18 protein-coding genes are annotated in these 18,891 nt (G+C 63.0%); 11 read left to right on the top strand and 7 right to left on the bottom strand.

Going from position 1 to position 18,891, the window contains the following annotated elements; all coding sequences use genetic code 11:
* Window positions 1–126 precede the first annotated feature (126 nt).
* The 3 genes from BUB62_RS14135 (at window position 127) to BUB62_RS14125 (ending at window position 2,624) form a co-directional block, all read left to right on the top strand.
* On the top strand, window positions 127–1,014 hold the full coding sequence (locus BUB62_RS14135) for a C40 family peptidase (protein WP_234988738.1): 888 nt from the start codon (window positions 127–129) through the stop codon (window positions 1,012–1,014).
* 614 nt (window positions 1,015–1,628) lie between these two features.
* Window positions 1,629–2,069, top strand: a complete 441-nt coding sequence (locus tag BUB62_RS14130; protein ID WP_073111133.1) for a DUF2147 domain-containing protein — start codon at window positions 1,629–1,631, stop codon at window positions 2,067–2,069.
* 117 nt (window positions 2,070–2,186) lie between these two features.
* On the top strand, window positions 2,187–2,624 hold the full coding sequence (locus tag BUB62_RS14125) for a DUF2147 domain-containing protein (protein ID WP_073111131.1): 438 nt from the start codon (window positions 2,187–2,189) through the stop codon (window positions 2,622–2,624).
* 26 nt (window positions 2,625–2,650) lie between these two features.
* On the opposite strand, the gene BUB62_RS14120 is transcribed toward BUB62_RS14125, so the two are convergent.
* On the bottom strand, window positions 2,651–3,118 hold the full coding sequence (locus tag BUB62_RS14120) for a hypothetical protein (protein WP_073111129.1): 468 nt from the start codon (window positions 3,116–3,118) through the stop codon (window positions 2,651–2,653).
* Between the two features lie 131 nt (window positions 3,119–3,249).
* Between BUB62_RS14120 and BUB62_RS14115 the strand changes: the two genes are divergently transcribed.
* Window positions 3,250–3,879, top strand: coding sequence for a hypothetical protein (locus BUB62_RS14115; RefSeq protein WP_073111127.1), 630 nt, complete (start codon window positions 3,250–3,252; stop codon window positions 3,877–3,879).
* A 95-nt stretch (window positions 3,880–3,974) separates the two neighbouring features.
* Here the strand turns inward: BUB62_RS14115 and BUB62_RS18765 are convergent, their stop codons facing one another.
* Window positions 3,975–5,990 (bottom strand): M1 family metallopeptidase, encoded by a 2,016-nt coding sequence (locus tag BUB62_RS18765; protein ID WP_073111125.1) that lies wholly within the window; start codon window positions 5,988–5,990, stop codon window positions 3,975–3,977.
* A gap of 160 nt (window positions 5,991–6,150) precedes the next feature.
* On the opposite strand from BUB62_RS18765, the gene BUB62_RS14105 reads away from it, so the two are divergent.
* Window positions 6,151–8,376 carry a T9SS type B sorting domain-containing protein gene (locus tag BUB62_RS14105; RefSeq protein WP_159437470.1) on the top strand — a complete coding sequence of 742 codons (2,226 nt, stop codon included), beginning with the start codon at window positions 6,151–6,153 and terminating at the stop codon, window positions 8,374–8,376.
* Window positions 8,377–8,644: 268 nt separating this feature from the next.
* Here BUB62_RS14105 and BUB62_RS14100 read toward each other — a convergent pair whose 3' ends face one another.
* The 3 genes from BUB62_RS14100 to BUB62_RS14090 form a co-directional block, all read right to left on the bottom strand.
* Window positions 8,645–9,292, bottom strand: a complete 648-nt coding sequence (locus BUB62_RS14100; RefSeq protein WP_234988731.1) for a cytochrome c oxidase subunit 3 — start codon at window positions 9,290–9,292, stop codon at window positions 8,645–8,647.
* A gap of 471 nt (window positions 9,293–9,763) precedes the next feature.
* On the bottom strand, window positions 9,764–10,099 hold the full coding sequence (locus BUB62_RS14095; RefSeq protein ID WP_073111121.1) for a hypothetical protein: 336 nt from the start codon (window positions 10,097–10,099) through the stop codon (window positions 9,764–9,766).
* Complete coding sequence (locus BUB62_RS14090; protein WP_073111119.1) at window positions 10,092–10,346, bottom strand: hypothetical protein; 255 nt, start codon at window positions 10,344–10,346, stop codon at window positions 10,092–10,094. The genes BUB62_RS14095 and BUB62_RS14090 overlap by 8 nt, the downstream gene beginning before the upstream one ends.
* A gap of 239 nt (window positions 10,347–10,585) precedes the next feature.
* On the opposite strand from BUB62_RS14090, the gene BUB62_RS14085 reads away from it, so the two are divergent.
* From BUB62_RS14085 to BUB62_RS14070, 4 genes are all read left to right on the top strand, one after another.
* Window positions 10,586–11,392: a TapB family protein gene (locus tag BUB62_RS14085; protein WP_073111118.1), complete on the top strand. Its 807-nt coding sequence runs from the start codon at window positions 10,586–10,588 to the stop codon at window positions 11,390–11,392.
* 56 nt (window positions 11,393–11,448) lie between these two features.
* Window positions 11,449–11,964: a DUF4920 domain-containing protein gene (locus BUB62_RS14080; RefSeq protein WP_073111116.1), complete on the top strand. Its 516-nt coding sequence runs from the start codon at window positions 11,449–11,451 to the stop codon at window positions 11,962–11,964.
* A 281-nt stretch (window positions 11,965–12,245) separates the two neighbouring features.
* Window positions 12,246–14,390, top strand: coding sequence for an NAD-dependent DNA ligase LigA (gene ligA, locus BUB62_RS14075; protein ID WP_073111115.1), 2,145 nt, complete (start codon window positions 12,246–12,248; stop codon window positions 14,388–14,390).
* Between the two features lie 201 nt (window positions 14,391–14,591).
* Window positions 14,592–14,933, top strand: coding sequence for a rhodanese-like domain-containing protein (locus BUB62_RS14070; protein WP_159437469.1), 342 nt, complete (start codon window positions 14,592–14,594; stop codon window positions 14,931–14,933).
* 174 nt (window positions 14,934–15,107) lie between these two features.
* Here BUB62_RS14070 and BUB62_RS14065 read toward each other — a convergent pair whose 3' ends face one another.
* Window positions 15,108–16,322, bottom strand: a complete 1,215-nt coding sequence (locus BUB62_RS14065) for a lactonase family protein (protein WP_084539076.1) — start codon at window positions 16,320–16,322, stop codon at window positions 15,108–15,110.
* A gap of 99 nt (window positions 16,323–16,421) precedes the next feature.
* Window positions 16,422–17,369 (bottom strand): polysaccharide deacetylase family protein, encoded by a 948-nt coding sequence (locus BUB62_RS14060; protein WP_073111111.1) that lies wholly within the window; start codon window positions 17,367–17,369, stop codon window positions 16,422–16,424.
* Between the two features lie 130 nt (window positions 17,370–17,499).
* Between BUB62_RS14060 and dapA the strand changes: the two genes are divergently transcribed.
* Together dapA and BUB62_RS19430 are read left to right on the top strand one after the other, a co-directional pair.
* Window positions 17,500–18,369 (top strand): 4-hydroxy-tetrahydrodipicolinate synthase, encoded by an 870-nt coding sequence (gene dapA, locus BUB62_RS14055; protein ID WP_073111109.1) that lies wholly within the window; start codon window positions 17,500–17,502, stop codon window positions 18,367–18,369.
* Window positions 18,370–18,381: 12 nt separating this feature from the next.
* Complete coding sequence (locus tag BUB62_RS19430; RefSeq protein WP_200799933.1) at window positions 18,382–18,822, top strand: 2OG-Fe(II) oxygenase family protein; 441 nt, start codon at window positions 18,382–18,384, stop codon at window positions 18,820–18,822.
* The last annotated feature ends 69 nt before the right edge of the window (window positions 18,823–18,891 follow it).

Below are 18,891 nucleotides of genomic sequence, written 5' to 3'. Positions count from 1 at the left end.
CCCCTGCTGCACCCCGTGCCCCCAGGAACCCGCACCCAGGCCCCACCGTTAGGGCAGGGTGAAGCCGGCTTTTCCGGGCTTTCAGTTTCTGGTTTTATGCGCTACGTCTGGCTTGCTTTTCTTGCTTTGATTACCGGCCTTCTGGGTTATGTGGGGTGGCAGTACCTGCGGCCGGCCAGCCCCCAGCCGCTGGCCGCCACGGCTCCTGTTCCGGCTTTGGCCGCGGCCACTCCTGCGGCCCCGGCCCGTATGGCCTCCGTGATAACCACCAGCGCCCAGCCGCGGGCCGATAGCCTCGTGCACTTTGCCATGCAGCAGCTGGGCTCACCCTACACCTACGCCGGCACCACCCCCACCGGCGGCTTCGACTGCTCCGGTTTTCTGATGTTCGTGTATGGCCATTTCGGCGTGCCGGTGCCCCACTCTACGGCGCTGCTCATCAATACCGGCCGCCCCGTAGAGCGCAGCCAGGCCCGCCGCGGCGATATGGTCATCTTCACCGGCACCGCCACTACTTCTACCACGCCCGGCCACGCAGGCATTGTTATTTCGGAGGGGGGCGAGCCGCTGCGCTTCATTCATTCGTCGTCGGCCCGCCGCGAGTCAGGCGTGAAGATCAGCCAGGTGGAGGGCACCGACTACGAGCGGCGCTTCATGGGCATCCGGCGCGTGCTGGGCGTGGTGCCAGGCGGCCCGGCAGCTAAAGCTAAAGCGCCGACCCCACCTGCGGCAGCGCCGGCGGCGGCCGTAGTGGCCGCGCTGCCGGCCCGCAAGCCCCGGCTGGCTACCACCCTGGTGGTTCCGCCGCCAAGGGTGCGCGGTCTGAGCAAAGCAAAGCGCTCCGCCACCGCCGTGCGGCTACGGCCCAAGCCCCGGAGCACTGCGCGGGCCGCCAGCCCGGCCCGGTATGTGAAGAAGAAGGCCGTGGCACCCAAGCGGGTGGCCCGGAAGACAACGGCTAGCAAGTCGGCCGTTCGTAAGCCGGCTACGAGCCGCAAAACAGCCCCGCGCTAGCTCAGAAAGGGCACAAAAAAACGATGCCCGGTCGCCTATGCAGAACCTCCAGAGAGGCTGCTGGGCGAACCGGGCATCTAATCCTTCAAATCTTACCAAGCGGCGAGGCTGGGGTACAGCCCCGTCATCCTTTGTGTAAGACCTTGCCAGAATGCGGGAAAAAGCCAGATTGGGCCGTTTCCGCGCGAAAGCTGTTGTTAGGCGCGTCCGGCGGTGAAGCGGACTACATTCGACAGGCTTGGCAGGATTTGTTTGGGACTACTAGACATGTTGTACCTCCTTTCTTTAGATCCGACATACCCCCGCCGGCGCGGCCCAACATCTTAGGGTTGCTTGGGCGGGGTCGTAGCACTCACTACTGGCTGGTAAAGTTAAAAGGCCCCCGGATGGTTCAAAATTAAAAACGCTTTTTTTTGCCTTCCAAGCTGGCTTCCGGGCCATTCCACTGAGTGTCAAGCGCTTCTTTTTTGCAATTCTCCCTCACTTTGGGGCGCCACGGATTTCGGCCTCAAACTTGCAATCCGCAACCCGGCCAACTTGCTGAACTGCCTTGTGGCACTTCCAGAGTTTTCGCTTATCTTTTTCCCGAAAACCATCATATCCCTCCCTGTCACATGAAAAAAACCCTGTTCCTCTGCCTGACCATGCTCCTAGGCTTCACCGGCCTGGCCTCGGCTCAGAAAGCATCACCCCTCGGCATCTGGACCAACGCCGAGAAGAAAGCCACGTTTGAAATCTACCAGAGCGGCGACAAGCTGTTCGGCAAAATCGTGTCGCTGACCGTGCCCAACGACCCGGCCACCGGCAAGCCCAAGCTCGACACGCAGAACCCCGACCCGAAGCTGCGCAACCGCCCGCGTCTGGGCCTCGTGTTTATGAAGAACTTCGAGAAGGACGATGACAACAAGTGGGACGATGGCACCATCTATAACCCCGAGGATGGCAAAACCTACTCCTGCTACATGAAGGTCATCAATGCCAACACGATGGAAGTGAAAGGCTACATCGGCTTCTCGCTCATCGGCAAATCGCAGACCTGGACGCGGGTGAAATAACCCCGGCTCTTCGGCCCGCTTCTCCGGCGACGCTCCCAAACCGGAGCGTCGCTTTTTTTGTTACCTTCCCATTCTGCTCCTTCTCTCTTCCCCAACGCCTTTTTCGCTTTCTCTCCCTTGAAGCTCCTGCTGTTGAGTCTGCTGCTTTGGCTGGCGGTGCCGTTTGGCCCGCGGGCGCAGTCGCCGGTGCCTTTTGGGGTGTGGGCCGATGACACGGGCGACACGCACATTGAGATATACCGCTGCGGCGAGCGGCTCTGCGGCCGCGTGGTGTGGCTGCGCGAGCCGCTGGATGCCAACACGGGCCGCCCCAAGCTCGACCAGCGCAACCCCAACGCTGACAAGCGCACCCAGCCGCTGCACAACCTGGTGGTGCTCCAGGACTTGCGCTACAACCCCGACTCGGAGCGCTGGGAAGACGGGCAGATTTATGACCCCGCCAGCGGCCGTACCTACTCGTGCTACATGCGCCTGAGCAAAGACCGGCTGGAAGTGAAAGGCTTCATCGGCTTCTCGCTCATCGGCCGCTCGCACTACTGGGCGCGGGTGCGCTAAGCCCTGATTCAACAAGCAAACATCTGCTACACAATACTTTTTATGCAGTATTTCTTGTCGCGGAAGGCAAACGTGTCGCCCACGCGGCGGCTGGCCATGGCCAGGTAGAGCGGCGAAAAGGCCGAGATGACGCAGTAGACCTCGCCGGCTACGGTTATTTCGCCCAGGCTGAGGGCAATAAAAAACCGCTGGGTGTCGGTGATGATGATGGTGCCCAGATTGGGCTGCTCCGGGTGCGGCTGAACCGCCGGAATGCGCTGCAGCACCCGCAGGCCCAGCAGCGCCTCGTCGAGCTGGCGGGCAAACAGGTCGCGCTGAATCTGGCAGGCCGCCCGAAACGACTCAAACATGTCTTCAATGGCTCCCTGACCCTCGTTGGCGCTTTCCTGCACTTCCAGCATGGCCTGGCGGGCATTATCAGCCTTCAGCTGCTGTATCCGGCAGCATTCGGCTAATAACTGCTGCCGAAGGGTGGTGCGTTGCTGCGTGGGCATGGGAGGCTGGTTTGAGTAAATAATATATAAAAAACTCAATATAAACACAACCGTTCCCCGACCCCAGCGGCCGGATTGCCCAAAAACTATTTCAGAAAGCCGGTGTTCTCTCTTTAAACTGACTTATTCCCTTGTTCCGATTTCTAAAACGTATTCTGGCTTCGCCCGGCACCCAGCAGGCGGCGCAGTGGCAGCCTCTGGCCCGCACGCCGGCGCAGGTGCGGGCGCACGACCAATGGGTGGCGCAACAGGTGTATCTGAACTGGATGGGGCCGTATTTCAAAGCGTACCACTTTCGCAAAACCGGCGTGTGCGGGCAGGGGCTGCGCGTGCAGCTGCTGGAAGAATGTGGCCGTCAGGGCGCGCTGTTTTTCTTCGACCCCAGCATCGGCCCCGGCAACTTCCGCCACCTGTTTGACTTTATCCGCGACCGGGTGCTGGCGCTGGGCTACAACCTCTCTACTTCCGACCAGCGCACCCTGCGCCACGAGCGCTACATCGAAACCATCGACAAGCATTTTCTGAAGCCCCAGCCCAAAGACTGCACGCAGTCGGGGCGCTGCAACCAGCAGTTTGGCACCGTGACGGTAGATATGGTGAGCGTGAACGGGCAACCGGGCTTCATTCGGTTTTCGGCCAACCCCTACCACGATGCCATCTTCACGCCCGCGCACTCCTTCGATGCCCTGATGGAGCGGGTATTCAACCTGCCGCCCGCGCCGCCGGAAGTGCAAAGCCTCATCCGGCACTACGCGAAGTAGACATCTGCCCAAGTTATTTCCCTGCTTGCTCAACAAAGCAAAAACGCCCTGTCAGAATCTGACGGGGCGTTTTTGCTATTGAAAAATATGGGCGGCTACTCGCGCACGAAGCGGGCCAAGGATACGTCGCCCTCGGCGGAGGTGAGGCGCAGATGGTAGAGGCCCGAGGCCAGCGCGTGGGTATCGAGCTGGGGCTGGGCAGCACTCACGGTCTGGCGCAGCAGCACGCGGCCGGTGGCATCAGTCACTTCGGCCTGGGCGGCGCGGGTGGTCAGGTTGGCCAGGCGCAGCGTTTCGCGGCAGGGGTTCGGGTACACATTCAGCGAGGCCAGCTTGGCGGCGGCTTTGGAAGCCAGCACGAGCGTGTTGTCGCGCAGGATGCTGCCGGTGCCGTTCAGCACCCACTGGTCGGGGTCGAGCTGGATGCTGCTGACGGAACCCGTGACCGGCACCGTGAACGACGAAACCAGCTGGCTCTGGCGCAGGCGCACCACCTGGCTCTGGCCCGAGGTGTAAGTAATCCGGTAGTCCAGCTCCATGTCGAAGAACGGCGTGACCGAGGGCATGGAAACCGTTTCGGTATTGCGCAGGAAAAGGTTGTTGCCCACCTGATTCCAGCGCACGGCAAACATGGGGTAGCCCTGGCCCACGAACCACTGCTGAAAGAAATACGTGAGCGAGGTGCCGGCTTCGGCCTCGAAGATGCGCTGCAGGTCGCTGGTGCGGGCCGTGCTGCCGCCGTAGGTGGTCTGAAAGGTGCGCAGGGCACGGAAGAACTTCACGTCGTCGTGGAGCAGGTAGCGCAGCATGTGCACCACGGCCGCGCCCTTCTTGTAGGTGAGGCGGGAGCTGAAAATACGGCCCACGTTGGTGGTATCCGTCACCCGAACACTGCCGCTGACCGACTGCAACACGTTGGCGTGAGCGTTGTCCATCCAGGCGCGGGCAGTGTAGGGGGCCGAGTTGGCGAAGGCCGTGAGCGAGAGATATTCGCCGTAGGAAGCGAAGCCTTCATTGAGCCAGATATCCTGCCAGGAAGCGCAGGTCACGTTGTCGCCGAACCACTGGTGAAACAGCTCATGGGCCGTGAGCGTGAAGCCGAAACCGTCCTGCGTGGTCATGGTCTGGTGCTCCATGCCGCCGCCGATGGGCGCCATGGCGTGGCCGTATTTCTCCGTGGCAAACGGATAGAGGCCCACCAGGCTGGAGAAGTTCTCGATGAAGCCGGGCGTGCGGTCTATTTCGGTCTGGTAGTCGGCCTGGGCGGCGGCGTTGTAGAGGTAGTTGACGATGGGAATGCGCGGGCCGCCGACGGGGTTGGCATAGTTCACATACTCGATATACGGGGCCACGGCCACCGAAACCAGGTAGTAGGCAATGGGCTTGCGCGACTTCCACTCGTAGCGGCTCTTGCCGTTGGGGCGTGGCGTGATGCGCTCCAGCACGCCATTGGAGCCCACTTTGTTCAGGCTGGCGGTGGTCACCCACACGTCGGTGGAGTCGGCTTTATCGGTGAGCACCTGTTTGCAGGGCCACCACTCATAGGCGTTGAAGGGCTCACTCAGGCTCCAGGTCACATTCACGCCGTAGTTGGTTTCGTACTCGGTATCGAGGGCGTTGCCGATGGCCGCCGAGCCGCCGTTGGGGGCCGTGCCGCGGTAGTAGATGTAGGCGTTAAAGAGGGAGTTGGCGGGCACGCTCTGAGCGAGGCGGGCCGTCACGTCGCCGGCGGCGCGGCGCAGGCCGGGGCTGCGGCGGCCGTTTACTACAATCGAGTCGATGATGAGGGTGGGATACAGCTCGAAAGCCAGCGAGTCCAGGGCCTGGCCTTTGGTGCGGGCCTGCATCCGGACGGAGCCGCCCACGGTGCGGGCGTTGTTTTCGAGGGCAATGTCGAGCTTGTAATACTTCACGTCGTAGCGCTCCATCTTCTGAACGTGGCGCACGGTGGCGGCGGGCTGGCGCAGGGCCGCGCTCTGGTGGGCCTGGGCGCAGCTGATGGCCGCGTCGGTGGCCAGGTCAGCCGGTTTGGGGCGGTACGCGGGGGTTTGGGCCACGGCCGGCGCGGCCAGCAGCAGACCCAGCATAGTCGAGTAGAAAAAATGCTTCATGCAAAGAGTTAGGAGGATAAAAAAAGCCGCGGCACCAGCCCCGACCAAAGTGGCCAACAAGATACGCAGCCGGCCAGATAAACTCCCCACGACACACCCTGGTTCCGCTCCGGCGTTTGTATCTTTCGGTAGAAATAAAATGACTTTAAACCGACGACCGATGCCAGGATTTGCGCGGGTGCTTTTGCGGGGAAGCCTGAGCCTGCTGCTGTTGCTGCTGGCCGCCACCGGCGTGCGGGCCACGCACATCGTGGGCGGCGAGCTGGACCTGCAGCACGTGACCGGCAGCCAGTACCGGATTTCCCTGAACCTGTACTTTGATGCCGTGAATGGCAACCCCGGCGCGCTGGATCAGGATATGACCGTCAGCCTTTTTGAGAAGGCCTCCAACCGCCGGATGCAGAACGTGGTGCTGCCGCTGGGCAGCAACACGTTCGTGGCCTACTCCAACATTGCCTGCACGGTGCCCAGCCTGAGCACGCGGCGGCTCATCTACACCGCCCTTATCAGCCTGCCGGCCGACCAGTATACCAGCGCCGGCGGCTACTACGCGGCCGTGGAGCGCTGCTGCCGCAATAACGGCATCAGCAACATTCAGGACCCCGGCAGCGCGGGCCAGACGTTCTATCTGGAGTTTCCGGCCGTAGTGCGCAACGGCCAGCCCTTCATCAACTCCACGCCCAAGATATTTCCACCCCTGAGCGACTACGCCTGCCGCAACGAGCTGTTTTACTACAGCTTCGGGGGCCAGGATGCCGACCGGGATTCGCTGGTGTATGAGTTGAGCACGCCGCTCAACGGCCACTCTTCGCCGGGCCTGCCCAAGCCTCCGGTGGCTGATCCGGCCCCGTATGAGCCGGTTCAGTGGCAGCCCGGCCTGAGCGTGCTGAACCAGATTCCGGGCAGCCCGCCGCTCAGCATTGAGCGCCTCACGGGCCGGCTGCAGGTGCGGCCCCGGCAGCTGGGCTTATTTGTGTTCAGCATCAAGTGCGCGGAATACCGCCGGGGCGTGAAGATTGGCGAGGTACGGCGCGACTTTCAGCTACAGGTGCTCGACTGCCCGCGCAATGCCACGCCCAGCATGAGCGTGCAGATGCCGGGCCGGGTGCAGCCCTACCGCGCCGGCCTCGATACGCTGCGCCTCACGCCCGGCAGCAACCGCTGCCTGCGCCTGCGCTTCACCGACCCTGACCCCAGCTCGACGCTGAGTCTGTCGCTGAACCCAGTGAACTACACCGGCGTGCTGCCCACGTTTTCTATCCTGAAAGGCATGGTGCACGCTGCCGGCGCGCCCGATACGCTGGTGTCGCAGCTGTGCTTTCCGGACTGTCTGAACACGCGCGGCAAAGTGTTTTTGCTGGATGTGATAGTGGCCGACGACGGCTGCAGCCTGCCCCGGCGCGACACGGTGCGCGTGGCCTTCACCTCGGTGCCCGACCCCAACGCCAACCCCACCCTGACTACTACCGCCGGCCCCGCGCTGCCGCTGCGCGCCCGTCCCGGCGACCTGGTCACGTTCACGCTCACCGGCCTTGACCCCGACAACGACCCGGTGACGCTCGAAATGCGCGGGCGCGGCTTCACCCCGGCCGCGTTTGGCGCGCAGCTGGCCCAGACCGCCACCAGCGGGCAAACCCGCGGCACATTCACTTGGCGCGTCGATTGCGGGGCGGTGAACCGGCCGGTGTTCGAGTTTGAGTTCACGGCTGCGGCCAGCCCCTGCAACGAGCGGCAGGCCACCAGCCTGGTGGTGCCCATTCAGATTGACTACTCCAATGCGCCGCCCGTGCTCACCACTACCCTGCCGCCCGATTCGGCCGGGCGGCCACCCACCATCCGGCGGCGGCTGGGCGAGGTGTATGAGGCCACGCTGACGGGCATAGATGCCGACGCTAACCCACTGGCGCTCACGGCCGCGGGCCAAAGCTTCGACCTGGCGGCGGCAGGCATTCGCTTCGTGCCCCAGAACGGGGCGGGACGCGCCACGGCCACTTTCAGCTGGAACCCCGACTGCGAGGCCGTGCGGCTGAATGGGCTGGAAGTCACGTTTCAGCTGCAGGAAACCACCTGCCTGCCCCAGCCCCAGAAGCGTACGGTGCGGCTGGAGGTTATTCCGCCGGTGGCCCCGCCCTTTCTGCCGGCCAACGTCTTTACCCCCAACGGCGACAAGCTGAACGCCTACTTCGCGCTGCCCGAGCTGCCGCCCGACTTCTGCGAGTCGCGCCTGAGCAGCATCAAAATCTTCACCCGCTGGGGCAACGAGGTCTACCGCACCACCGACCGCAATTTCCGCTGGGACGGCGGCGGGCTGCCGGCCGGCGTGTATTTCTACCTGATTGAATACACGGACAAAAAATTCAAAGGCACCGTGACGATTTCGCTATAGCGGAGCGACGACGCGCGTTGTCGTGGCTGATGCGCCGGCTTAATTCGCGGACATCGTAAGTAGCGGTGAGAGCCGCCGCATCGTAGTAGCGGCAGATTGGCTGCAAGGTTGTAGCTAAACGCAAAGCCGCGTAGCGGTGACAGAAACGCCCGAACGGCTCTGTCACCGCTACGCGGCTTTATTTTCTTCTTGCTCTGGTTACTACAAACCTGCCGCCGCTACGCGGCTACCTTGATGCGGGCTGCTGATTACACAGCCAGTTGGGCAATTAATACAGAAACAGAAACAGCGTGAACATCACCACCCAGAGGCCATCGATGAAGTGCCAGTAGAGGCCCAGCATCCGCAGCTGCAGGCGGCGGTAGGGGTTGCGGATGAACACCAGGCTACGTACCGCGTCGCGGGAGGCGTGCAGGGTGCGCAGAAGCAAGGAGAGCAGAAACAGCATTCCGCCCAGCAGATGCGCTACGTGCAGGGCCGAAATGAGGTAGATGTAGGTGCCGCTGGCCTCGCCGGTGAAAAACACGCCCTGGGCCATCAATTCGCGCCAGCCCAGCACCTGCAAGCCGGCAAAAACACAGCCCAGCAGCAGCGTAGCGCCCAAGCAGCGCCCCAGGCCCGTCACATCATCCTGGCGGTAGATGCGGGCGGCCTGGCTGAGCGTGTAGCTACTAGCAAGCAACACAATGGTGCTGAGGGAGAAATAGCGCGGCAGCGGATGCAGCCCGGTGGGCAGGCCGCTCAGGTGGCGCGTCTGCATGTAGGCCGCCAGCAGAATCACAAAGAGCACCGTGATGCCGGCCAGGCCCAGATACAGTAGCATCAGCAGCGGCGGCACCCGCTCGATGCGGGAAAACGTGGAGGTCGGCTGCCCGGCTCCTACCCTGTCTTTGCGTTCTTTGTCGGAATTCATCATGGAGGAAAGAGGGAGAGCAACGTACTTCTGGCAAACCAATTAGGCAGCCATAAGTTCCGCGCCCCGTCCTTCCGGCACCGCTTCTGGCTTCCGGAATTGATACGCAAAAAACCCGCGCCCGGACCGCTAATATTCCGGTCTTTTTTAGCGTAGGCGCAACGCTCCTGGTTTCCCCAAATATTCCCCAAAGCGCCATATCCATTGCGGATTCGGAGCCGGGACAGAATCCGCCGGAATCGGGCGTAAAGCGCCCCACAGCCGCAGTGCGGCAGCAGGTTTGTAGAGAGCAGCCGCAGAGAACAACAAGCCGCGTAGCGGTGACAGAACCGTTCGGGCGTTTCTGTCACCGCTACGCGGCTTGTTCTTTTAGGCTGCCGTCGATGCTACAAACCTGTCGCCGCTACGCGGCTGTGGGCTGCATTCCCGAACAATGTTGCAAACCAGCCAGAGGTACGCTACTGATGTCCAGCATCACGAAAAAAACGACCCAATCTTGCCCAGCACGGCGTTGAGCGTGATTTTGGGCGTGCGGGCCGTGCCGAAAGTGACGTAGGTTTTGCCCGCCACCCGCAGATCGAGCACCAGGCCCAGCTGCCGGGCCAAGTCGTTTATCTGCTGCATCGGGTCGGGGCCGGGGCGCTTGGGGCGGGGCGGGCCGGGCGGCTTGGGCGGGCCGGCCGTGAGCTTGTCAAGCACGCGCTGGCTGGGAATGTTTACGATGAGGTAAGTGCCCGAGCCCGCCAGCTGAATATCGTCGCCGTCGAAGCTGATGACCAGCCGCGCCTCAATGTCGAGGCCGCTAGCCAAGGGTCGTCGGATTGGCGGGGGGCAGCTGCGGAGCCGGGGCGGCGGGCGGGTTTTCGCCGCGGGTGCGAATGCGCACCGAGCCGTTTAGCCGCCAGGTGGCGGGCGTAGCGGTGGGGTTCTGGGGGTTGGGCACCTGCAGCTCCATCTGGTCGAAGGCGCAGGAAAGCTCGACGCCGCCCGAGAGCTTGGAGAGCAGCGAGGCGGCCATATCGGCCCAGTTGGCGGCGGGTTGAGAAGAATCAGCCATAAGGTGGGGAGAGAATGGGTTGAGGAAACGGCCCGAAAAACCGCGTTATCAAAAAACGGGTCCGGGCGGCACAAGTTACGCTGCCGGGCGGCGGGTTGGTAGCCTGGGGCCGCAAAATCAGGTTGGCCGGGCTTTTGCCCTGGCGGCAGCCACCGCCGCCAGGTACGGCCGGGCGGGCCTAAAATCTAAACCGGGCCGGCTTCGTATGTGCCCCCATGCCCCTTCTTTCCTTCCGCGCCATGAAATTATCCGTACTGCTGTCCGTGCTGGCCCTAACCGCTGCACACGCCCAGACCACGCCGCCGCCGACTGCCCCCACCCCGGATACGGCCGCCGCCCGTTCCGCCGCCGCCCCGCCCCAGACTGCCGGAGCCGCCTGCGCCCACCCATTTGGCCTGCATGATGATATGGAGCTGGTGTATCGGCTGGCCAGCGGCGAGGGCAAGCCCACCGGCGAGCTGCGCTACCGCGTGGTGCGCCTGGGCTCCGAGCTGAACAAGAAAAAGACCCGCGCCACCACCACCGTGCTGCTCAAAAGCGGCCTCTACGATGCCAAAAGCCGCTTGCTCAGTCAGCAGGACCTCACTTTCCGCTGCTCCCGCGATACCACTTTCACCGACGGCCTGACCCAGTTCAACCCCGAAACCCTGAAGTCGTTCCGCGACCGAATCTTCGATTTCAGCCCCCTGAGCATTGCGTGGCCCAACCAGCCCACCATCGGCAGCCGCCTGCCCGATGGGGGCACCCAGGTGCAGGTGCGTAGCTCGGCCGTCGATATTGCCAAAGTGAGCACGCTGCTGCGCAAGCGGCGGGTGGTGAGCGGCCCGGCGGCCGTGAAAACCCCGGCCGGCACCTTTCAGTGCTACAAAGTGGAGTCGGAGCGCGAGACGATGACCAGGGCCCGCACTGACGTAGCGTTCCGCACCACCGTGCGGGTAGTCGATTATTATGCGCCTTCGGTGGGCGTAGTGAAGACGGAGATTTATGGCAAAAACGGTAAGCTGGCCGAAACCCGCACGCTGGCCGTGCTATCCGGACGCAAGTAGGGAGCTGGCTGAAAATCTGTATTTTCGGGACCTCAAACCTCCCTTCATTACCTCGTATGAAGCTGCAAACCCTCTTTCTGGCCGCTACGCTGGCCTCCCTGGCCGCCTGCCAATCGGCTCCGGCCACCGAAACCACGGCCGCCGCTGCCGCCGCGCCCAAAGCTGAGGCCGCCGCCATCACCGGCAAAACCTACGGTGCCGCCATCACCGCCGACGGCGCCCTGCCGATGAGTGAGCTGGGCAAAGTGCTGGGCACCCAGGATTCGGCGCAGGTGAAGCTGGTGGGCACGGCCAGCAGCGTGTGCCAGGCCAAAGGCTGCTGGCTTACCATGGCCACTCTGGATGGGCGCGAGATGCGCGTGCGCTTCAAGGACTACGCCTTTTTCGTGCCCAAAGACATCAAGGACAAAACTGTGGTCGTCAACGGCTGGGCGCACCGCGAGCAGGTGCCGGTGAGCGACTTGCAGCACTACGCCAAGGATGCGGGCAAGTCGGCCAAGGAAATTGCGGCCATTACCAAGCCCGAGGAGCAGCTGAATTTCGAGGCTGATGGCGTGCTGGTGCAGGAGTAGCACCGCTGCTGTCTTCCCGGAACTGTCATCGTGAGCAGAGCGAAGGACCTTCCTCTTCGCCGGTGCAAAGCTTTTTTTAATGAGCAAAGCCCTTTACCGTTACGGCGGTAGAGGGCTTTGTGCGTTGAAAGAGGTTTGCAGTAAACTACGAGGAAGGTCCTTCGCAAGCTCAGGATGACAGACGGTTGGGGACAGACGCTTGGGGACAGGCGCTTGAACTTGCGCACGGAAACTTTTACTTCCCCTGCCTACCCTGACCCGCCGCCGGTTATTTTTGTCCCATGCCCGACCAGAATTCCATCCCGCACCGCATCCAGACGCTGACCGAGCGCCTGCACTACCTCAACTATCAGTACTACCAGAACGACGTTTCCGAAATCCCGGACCAGGAATTCGACCAGCTGCTGGCCGAGCTGCAGGCCCTGGAAAAGGCCCACCCGGAGTTGACCCTGCCTAACTCGCCCACCCAGCGCGTGGGCGGCACCGTTACCAAGCAATTCCCGACGGCCCTGCACAAATACCCCATGTTGAGCCTGGGCAACACGTACTCGGAAGCCGACCTGCGCGACTTCGACGAGCGGGTGCGCAAGGGGCTGGAGGGTGCGGAGGTGGCCTACGTCTGCGAAATGAAGTTCGACGGCGTGGCCATGAGCCTGACCTACGAGCACGGCCAGCTCACGCAGGGCGTCACGCGCGGCGACGGCACCCGCGGCGACGTAGTGACCAGCAACGTGCGCACCATCAAGAACCTGCCGCTGCGCCTGCGCGAGGCCGGCCCGCCCCAGCCCCCGGAGTTTGAGGTGCGCGGCGAAATCTTCCTGCCCCTGCCCGTATTCGAGGACCTGAACCGGGAGCGGGAGCAGAACGGCGAGGCCCTGCTAGCCAACCCCCGCAACGCGGCCAGTGGCACGCTCAAGCTCCAGGATTCGGCCGTGGTGGCCGCCCGCCGGCTGCGCTTTTTCGCCTACAGCTTCCTCAGCCCCGAGCGCAACGTGTTTCCCTCGCACAGCGCCGCGCTGGAAGCCCTGAAAGCCTGGGGCCTGCCCGTATCCGACACCTGGCGGCGCTGCACGTCCTTGGCCGAGGTGCTCGACTTCATTCATCATTGGGAGAAAAAGCGCTTTGAGCTGCCGGTGGCTACCGATGGCATCGTGGTGAAGGTGGACGATTTTCAGCAGCAGGAAGTGCTGGGTTTCACGGCCAAAAGTCCGCGCTGGGCCATTGCCTACAAGTATCCGGCCGAGGCGGGCCGCACCCGGCTCAATGAGATTCAGTACCAGGTGGGCCGCACCGGGGCCGTGACGCCGGTGGCCATGCTCACGCCGGTGGCGCTGGCCGGCACGGTGGTGAAGCGGGCCTCGGTGCACAATGCCAACCAGATTGCGGCCCTCGACCTGCGCCTGGGCGACATGGTTTTCGTGGAGAAAGGCGGCGAAATCATTCCCAAAATCACCGGCGTGGACCTCACGGCCCGCCCCGAAGGCAGCCAGCCCATTCAGTACCCCACCGCGTGCCCGGCCTGCGGCACGGCGCTGGTGCGGCCCGAGGGCGAGGCCCATTTCCGCTGCCCCAACGACACGGCCTGTCCGCCCCAGCTCAAGGCTCGCCTGGAGCACTATGTGTCGCGCAAGGCGCTCAATATTGATGGATTGGGAGCCGAAACCGTGGCCCGCTTCTTCGAGCTGGGCCTGGTGCGCACCCCCGCCGACATCTACGACCTGAACGCCGAGAAGCTCACGGGGCTGGAGCGCCTGGGCGAAAAGTCCATCCAGAACCTGCTCAGCGGCATTGAGGCCAGCAAGCAGGTGTCGTTTGATCGGGTGCTGTTCGGGCTGGGCATCCGCTACGTGGGCGAAACCGTGGCCGAAAAGCTGGCCGCCCACTACCGCTCGATAGATGCAATGCTGGCCGCAACGGCCCCGGAGCTGGCCGCCGTGCCCGAGGTGGGCGGCGTTATTGCCGAGTCGTTGGCGGCGTGGGGGGCGCACGCGAGCAACCGGGAGCTGGTGGCGCGGCTGCGGGCGGCGGGCGTGCAGCTGGCCCTCACGGGCGAGGCGCCCCAGGCCGTGAGCGACCGGCTGGCGGGCCTCACGTTCGTGCTGTCGGGCGTGTTTGAGCAGCACAGCCGCGAAGAATTGCAGCAGCTAATCACGCAGAACGGCGGCAAAATCACGGGCTCCATCAGCAAGAAGCTCAGCTATTTGGTAGCCGGCGACAAAATGGGCCCCGCCAAGCGCGAAAAAGCCACCGAGCTGAAAGTCCCCATCATCTCGGAAACCGATTTGCTGGCCATGATTCCGGCACCGGGGGAACCTACCGATGCCGCCGATGCTTTGGAAGCAGCCGCGCCGACCGCGCCGGAGCCGGAAACCTTCGCTGCCCCGGCGCGCCCGGCAGGCCAGGGCGAGCAGGCTTCGCTGTTTTAAAGGAATGGCCGTGAGTAGAAGAACGTCATGCTGAGCGAAGTCGAAGCATCTCTACCGCTTCGACTTCGCTCAGCATGATCGTTCTTTTCAGCAGGGCCGTACTTTTACTCACGACCGGCTAACCCTTATTTCCCAAAACACCCCTACCCCATGCGCCGTTTCCTGTTTTCCGCCGCCCCTACCCTCCTGCTGGCCAATCTTTTGACATCCACCCCAGCCGCCGCCCAAGCCAAGCTCCCCGTGGCCGACCTGGCCACCACGCAGAAGCTGGCAAAGCAGCGCCAGGTTGTAATCCTCGACGTGCGCACGCCGGCCGAATACGCCACCGGCCACCTGCGCCACGCCCAAAATCTGGACGTGAAAGCCCCGGATTTCGCCACCAAAGCCGCCCGGCTGGATACGACCAAAACCTACCTGCTTTACTGCGCCTCCGGCAACCGCAGCGGCCAGGCTGCCGCTATCCTGCAGGCCCAGGGCTTCCGCAAAGTGGTGAACGGCGGCGGCTTTAAGACGCTGAAAGAGGCGGGTTTGAAGACGGAGTAAGCGCTGTCATTGCGAGCAACGCGAAGCAATCCGTCCTCTGAAATGTAAAAAGCTCCTTTTCAGCAGAAAGCCCTGACGTATGGTTGCGTCAGGGCTTTCTGCTTTATCAAAGCTCAACTCATTATCCAGGACGGATTGCTTCGTCCTTCGTCCTCGCAATGACAGCTGTAAATCCTAACGTGTAAAGTCGCTTACCACTTGCAGGAACATCGGCGAGGGTACCTCCACGGAGTGACCGGTGGGCGTGAGCTTGCCCGTGCCCTGGTCGACGCGGTAGGTGAAGATGTTGTTGGAGTTTTGATTGGCCACCAATAGCAGCTGGCCGCTGGGGTCGAGGGCGAAGTTGCGGGGCGTCTGGCCCTGGGTACTGACGTGCTGCACCAGCGTGAGCCGGCCGTCGCCGGGGTTTATGGCAAAGACGGCCAGGCTGTTGTGGCCCCGGTTGGAGCCGTACACGAACCGGCCATCGGGCGAGACATGGACATCGGCGCAGGAATTGGGGCCGGTGAAGCCGGCCGGCAGCATCGATACAGTTTGCAGCTCCGTGAAGGCAGCGGGGCCTTTTTCGTACTGCCGGTCCTGGTATTGCAGCGCCGTGATGGTCGAGTTCAGCTCGTTGATGAGGTAGGCGTAGCGGCCATCGGGGTGAAAGGTGAGGTGGCGCGGCCCGGCCCCGGGCGCGGCCGTGAAGGCGGGCGCCGCCGCCGGGGCGAGCTGGTGCTCCTTGGCGTTGAGGCGGTAGCCGTACACGTTATCGGTGCCCAGATCCACGGCAAAGGCGAACTGGTTAGAGGGGTCGGGCAGAATGCAGTGCGCGTGCGGGCTCGTCTGGTTTGGGTGCGGGCCGCGGCCCTCGTGCTGATGAACGGACGCCGCCGGGGCCAGCCGGCCATCGGCCTGCACGGGCAGCAGACTCACATTGCCGCCCACGTAGTTGGCCACCAGCACGTTCTTTTCACTCCTATCGAGGCTGATGTAGCAGGGCGCCCCACCCCCGGAAGGCTGCTGATTGAGCAGGGTGAGGTGGCCGGTCTTTTTATCCACGGCAAAGGCACTCACGCCGCCGCTGGCCGCGCCCCGAAACGTCTGGGTTTCGCTCACGGCGTATAAGTGCCGCCGCGCCGCATCCATCGTCAGGTAGGTGGGGGCCGCGCCGCCGGGCTGCGCATCGAGCCTGGTGAGCGTGCCGGTAGCGGCCTGCAGGCGGTAAAGGTAAATGGTATTTTCCTGCTCCGAGGCCACGTTCGTGCCCACGTACACAAGGCAGTCGGCGGCGGCGGCGCTGGTGGTGGCCGACACGACGCGCGCACAGCCCAGCAGGCCCGGGCCGGCCGCTAGACCCAGCAGAAGAACGGATATCTGAAAACAGGAGTTAGGGAAGGCCGGCATAGGAACGGGAGCTACGGGTGAAAAATCGGGCAGCAAAAAGCCCGTCCTGCTCCGGGGAGCAGGACGGGCTGAAAGTACGCGCTTCGCGGCAGATCGGGCTTAGAAGCTCTGCACGATGCTGTTGTGCAGCGTGCGCGGGCTCCAGTAGCCGCTGGCGATAATGCGGCGGATGGTGAACAGCGGGTCAATCGGGTCGCGCTTCTCGGCCAGGATGAAGGCGCCCACAAAGCCGCGCTTCTTCAGCTCCGGAATGGCCTGCTGGTTCCACAGGCCGAAGGGATAGGCAAAGTAGTTGATCTTCTTGCCCGTGATTTCCTCCAGCGTCTTGGTCGGCTTCTCAATCTGCGTCACCCAGTCCTGACCCTGGTATTTCTTCACGTTGTGGTGGTCCCAGGTGTGCGAGCCGATGACGTTGCCCTCGTCCGAAAGCTGCTTCACCTGCGCCTTGCTCATATAGTTTGGGCGGCCCAGGCTCACGGTCATAATGAAGTACACGGCCTTGTAGCCGTACTTATCGAGCGTGGGGCGGGCCACCGTGAACTGGTCGAGGTCGGTGTCGTCGAAGGTGAGCATGATGGGCTTGCTCGGCAGCTTCGCGCCCGTGGTGAGGTAGGCGTAGAGCTGATCGGGCAGGATGGTGTGGTAGCCCGAATCGGCCAGCATCTTGATCTGATCCTTGAACGCCTGCTCGGGCACGATGTAGTCCTTGGCCCCTTTCGAGTCCTTGGGCCGCCAGTTGCGGATCTGGTGGTAGCACAGAATGGGCACCTGCGGGCGGGCCGTGATGGTGGCCGCGTCGGCCATGCTGCCGGCCGCAATGCTCTTGGGGTCCGGGGCGGGCGTGGCGTTGGCTTCGGCGGCCGTGGTGGCGACGGTGCCCGAAGTCACGGGCTTGCCGGCCGAGTCGGCGGCCACGGCTTCGGCGGTGGCGGCGGGGCTACCTACGGCTTCGGAAGCCGTGGCGGGCTTGGTATCGCAGGAAGTGAAAAGCGTGCTGGCGGCCAGGGCTGCGGCCGTAACAAAAAGGGGAGTGCGCAACAAAATCATGGAGAAATAGGGTCGGCAAGAGGCCAACCGGGTACTTTTGAAAGGACAAAGACGGCCGGAACCGTCGTGACAGGCAGCTGTGTACCTTTGCCCGACGTTTCCGCCTACAAAACAACAGCTTAATTCCCGCATGGACAAACTCCGTGGCACCGGCATCGCCCTCATCACGCCCTTCACTCCCGCCCCCGAACACGCCGTAGACTACCCGGCCCTGCGCCGCCTGCTCGATTCCTGCATCGAGGGCGGGGTTGAATACCTCGTCATCAACGGCACCACCGGCGAGTCGCCGACGGTAACGGCCGACGAAAAAACCGAAATTCTGCGGGTGTGCAAAGAGCACGTGGCCGGCCGCGTGCCGCTGGTCTACGGCATCGGCGGCAACGACACGGCCGGCCTCGAAACCCTGCTGCGCACCACCGATCTGGAGGGCATCGACGCCATTCTGTCGGCCTCGCCGGCCTACAGCAAGCCCAGCCAGCAGGGCATCATTCAGCACTACCTGCGCCTGGCCGAGGTGAGCCCACGGCCGATTCTGCTCTACAACGTGCCCGGCCGCACCAGCTCCAACCTCACCGCCGACACCACGCTGCGCCTGGCCCAGCACCCCAACATTATCGGCATCAAGGAAGCCAGCGGCAACCTGGAGCAGTGCATGGCCATTGCCGCCCGCAAGCCCGAAGGTTTCCTGCTTATCAGCGGCGACGACATGCTCACCGCCCCCATGATTTCCTTCGGGGCCGCCGGGGTCATCAGCGTGCTCGGCAATGCCTACCCCCAGCGCATGAGCGACCTGACCCGCGCCGCCCTGGCCGGCGATTTCGCCACGGCCACCCGGCTGCTGTTCGGGTTCCTGGACCTGAATCCGCTGATGTATGAGGAAAGCAACCCCGTGGGCGTGAAAGCCGTGCTCGAAGCCCAGGGAATCTGCGCCGCCGCTGTGCGCCTGCCGCTGCTGGAGGCTTCGGAAGGGCTAAAGGAGCGGATTAACAGAAATTTATAAAACTCTAAAAATATGCATCTTACTCAAGTCGCCGACTCAATTTTCACCATAGCTGATTTTCTGACCCGGCAGCAATGCCTAGAGAATATTGTGCTCAGTGAAAAGATTGGCTACGAGCTAGCCAAAGTCAATACGGCAGCCGGAAGTAAGGTGCGAACTGACATCCGCAACAACAACCGGGGATTCTACCGCAGCGAAGAGCTGGCCCAAACGCTTTGGGGAAAACTCCAGCCATTCGTGCCCGGCCAGCTGGGCAACAGCACTCCCATTGGCCTCAATGAACTGTTCCGGTTTTACCGCTACCAGCGTGGGCACCAGTTCAAAGGCCATTTCGATGAGAGCTATATTCGCAATGCGCAGGAGGCGAGCTACTTCACCTTTATGGTCTACCTGAATGACAATTTTCAGGGCGGCGACACTACGTTTCGGGGGCTGCGCATTCAGCCCCGGTAGGGCATGGCGCTGGTTTTTCTGCACAATCTTTACCACGAAGGCAGCGAAGTCACGCAGGGAGTAAAATAC

Source organism: Hymenobacter daecheongensis DSM 21074 (assembly GCF_900141805.1).
Taxonomy (GTDB): Bacteria; Bacteroidota; Bacteroidia; order Cytophagales; family Hymenobacteraceae; genus Hymenobacter; species Hymenobacter daecheongensis.
This window is presented reverse-complemented; position numbering and strand designations above follow the sequence as displayed.

Bases quoted from the DNA above. Each gene is read 5' to 3' on its own strand.
- BUB62_RS19430 (WP_200799933.1), top strand. From the start codon at position 18,382: ATGCATCTTACTCAAGTCGCCGACTCAATTTTCACCATAGCTGATTTT.
- ligA (WP_073111115.1), top strand. From the start codon at position 12,246: ATGCCCGACCAGAATTCCATCCCGCACCGCATCCAGACGCTGACCGAG.
- BUB62_RS14065 (WP_084539076.1), bottom strand. From the start codon at position 16,322: ATGCCGGCCTTCCCTAACTCCTGTTTTCAGATATCCGTTCTTCTGCTG.
- BUB62_RS14060 (WP_073111111.1), bottom strand. From the start codon at position 17,369: ATGATTTTGTTGCGCACTCCCCTTTTTGTTACGGCCGCAGCCCTGGCC.
- BUB62_RS18765 (WP_073111125.1), bottom strand. From the start codon at position 5,990: ATGAAGCATTTTTTCTACTCGACTATGCTGGGTCTGCTGCTGGCCGCG.
- BUB62_RS14130 (WP_073111133.1), top strand. From the start codon at position 1,629: ATGAAAAAAACCCTGTTCCTCTGCCTGACCATGCTCCTAGGCTTCACC.
- BUB62_RS14120 (WP_073111129.1), bottom strand. From the start codon at position 3,118: ATGCCCACGCAGCAACGCACCACCCTTCGGCAGCAGTTATTAGCCGAA.
- dapA (WP_073111109.1), top strand. From the start codon at position 17,500: ATGGACAAACTCCGTGGCACCGGCATCGCCCTCATCACGCCCTTCACT.
- BUB62_RS14080 (WP_073111116.1), top strand. From the start codon at position 11,449: ATGAAGCTGCAAACCCTCTTTCTGGCCGCTACGCTGGCCTCCCTGGCC.
- BUB62_RS14090 (WP_073111119.1), bottom strand. From the start codon at position 10,346: ATGGCTGATTCTTCTCAACCCGCCGCCAACTGGGCCGATATGGCCGCC.
- BUB62_RS14105 (WP_159437470.1), top strand. From the start codon at position 6,151: ATGCCAGGATTTGCGCGGGTGCTTTTGCGGGGAAGCCTGAGCCTGCTG.
- BUB62_RS14085 (WP_073111118.1), top strand. From the start codon at position 10,586: ATGAAATTATCCGTACTGCTGTCCGTGCTGGCCCTAACCGCTGCACAC.
- BUB62_RS14100 (WP_234988731.1), bottom strand. From the start codon at position 9,292: ATGATGAATTCCGACAAAGAACGCAAAGACAGGGTAGGAGCCGGGCAG.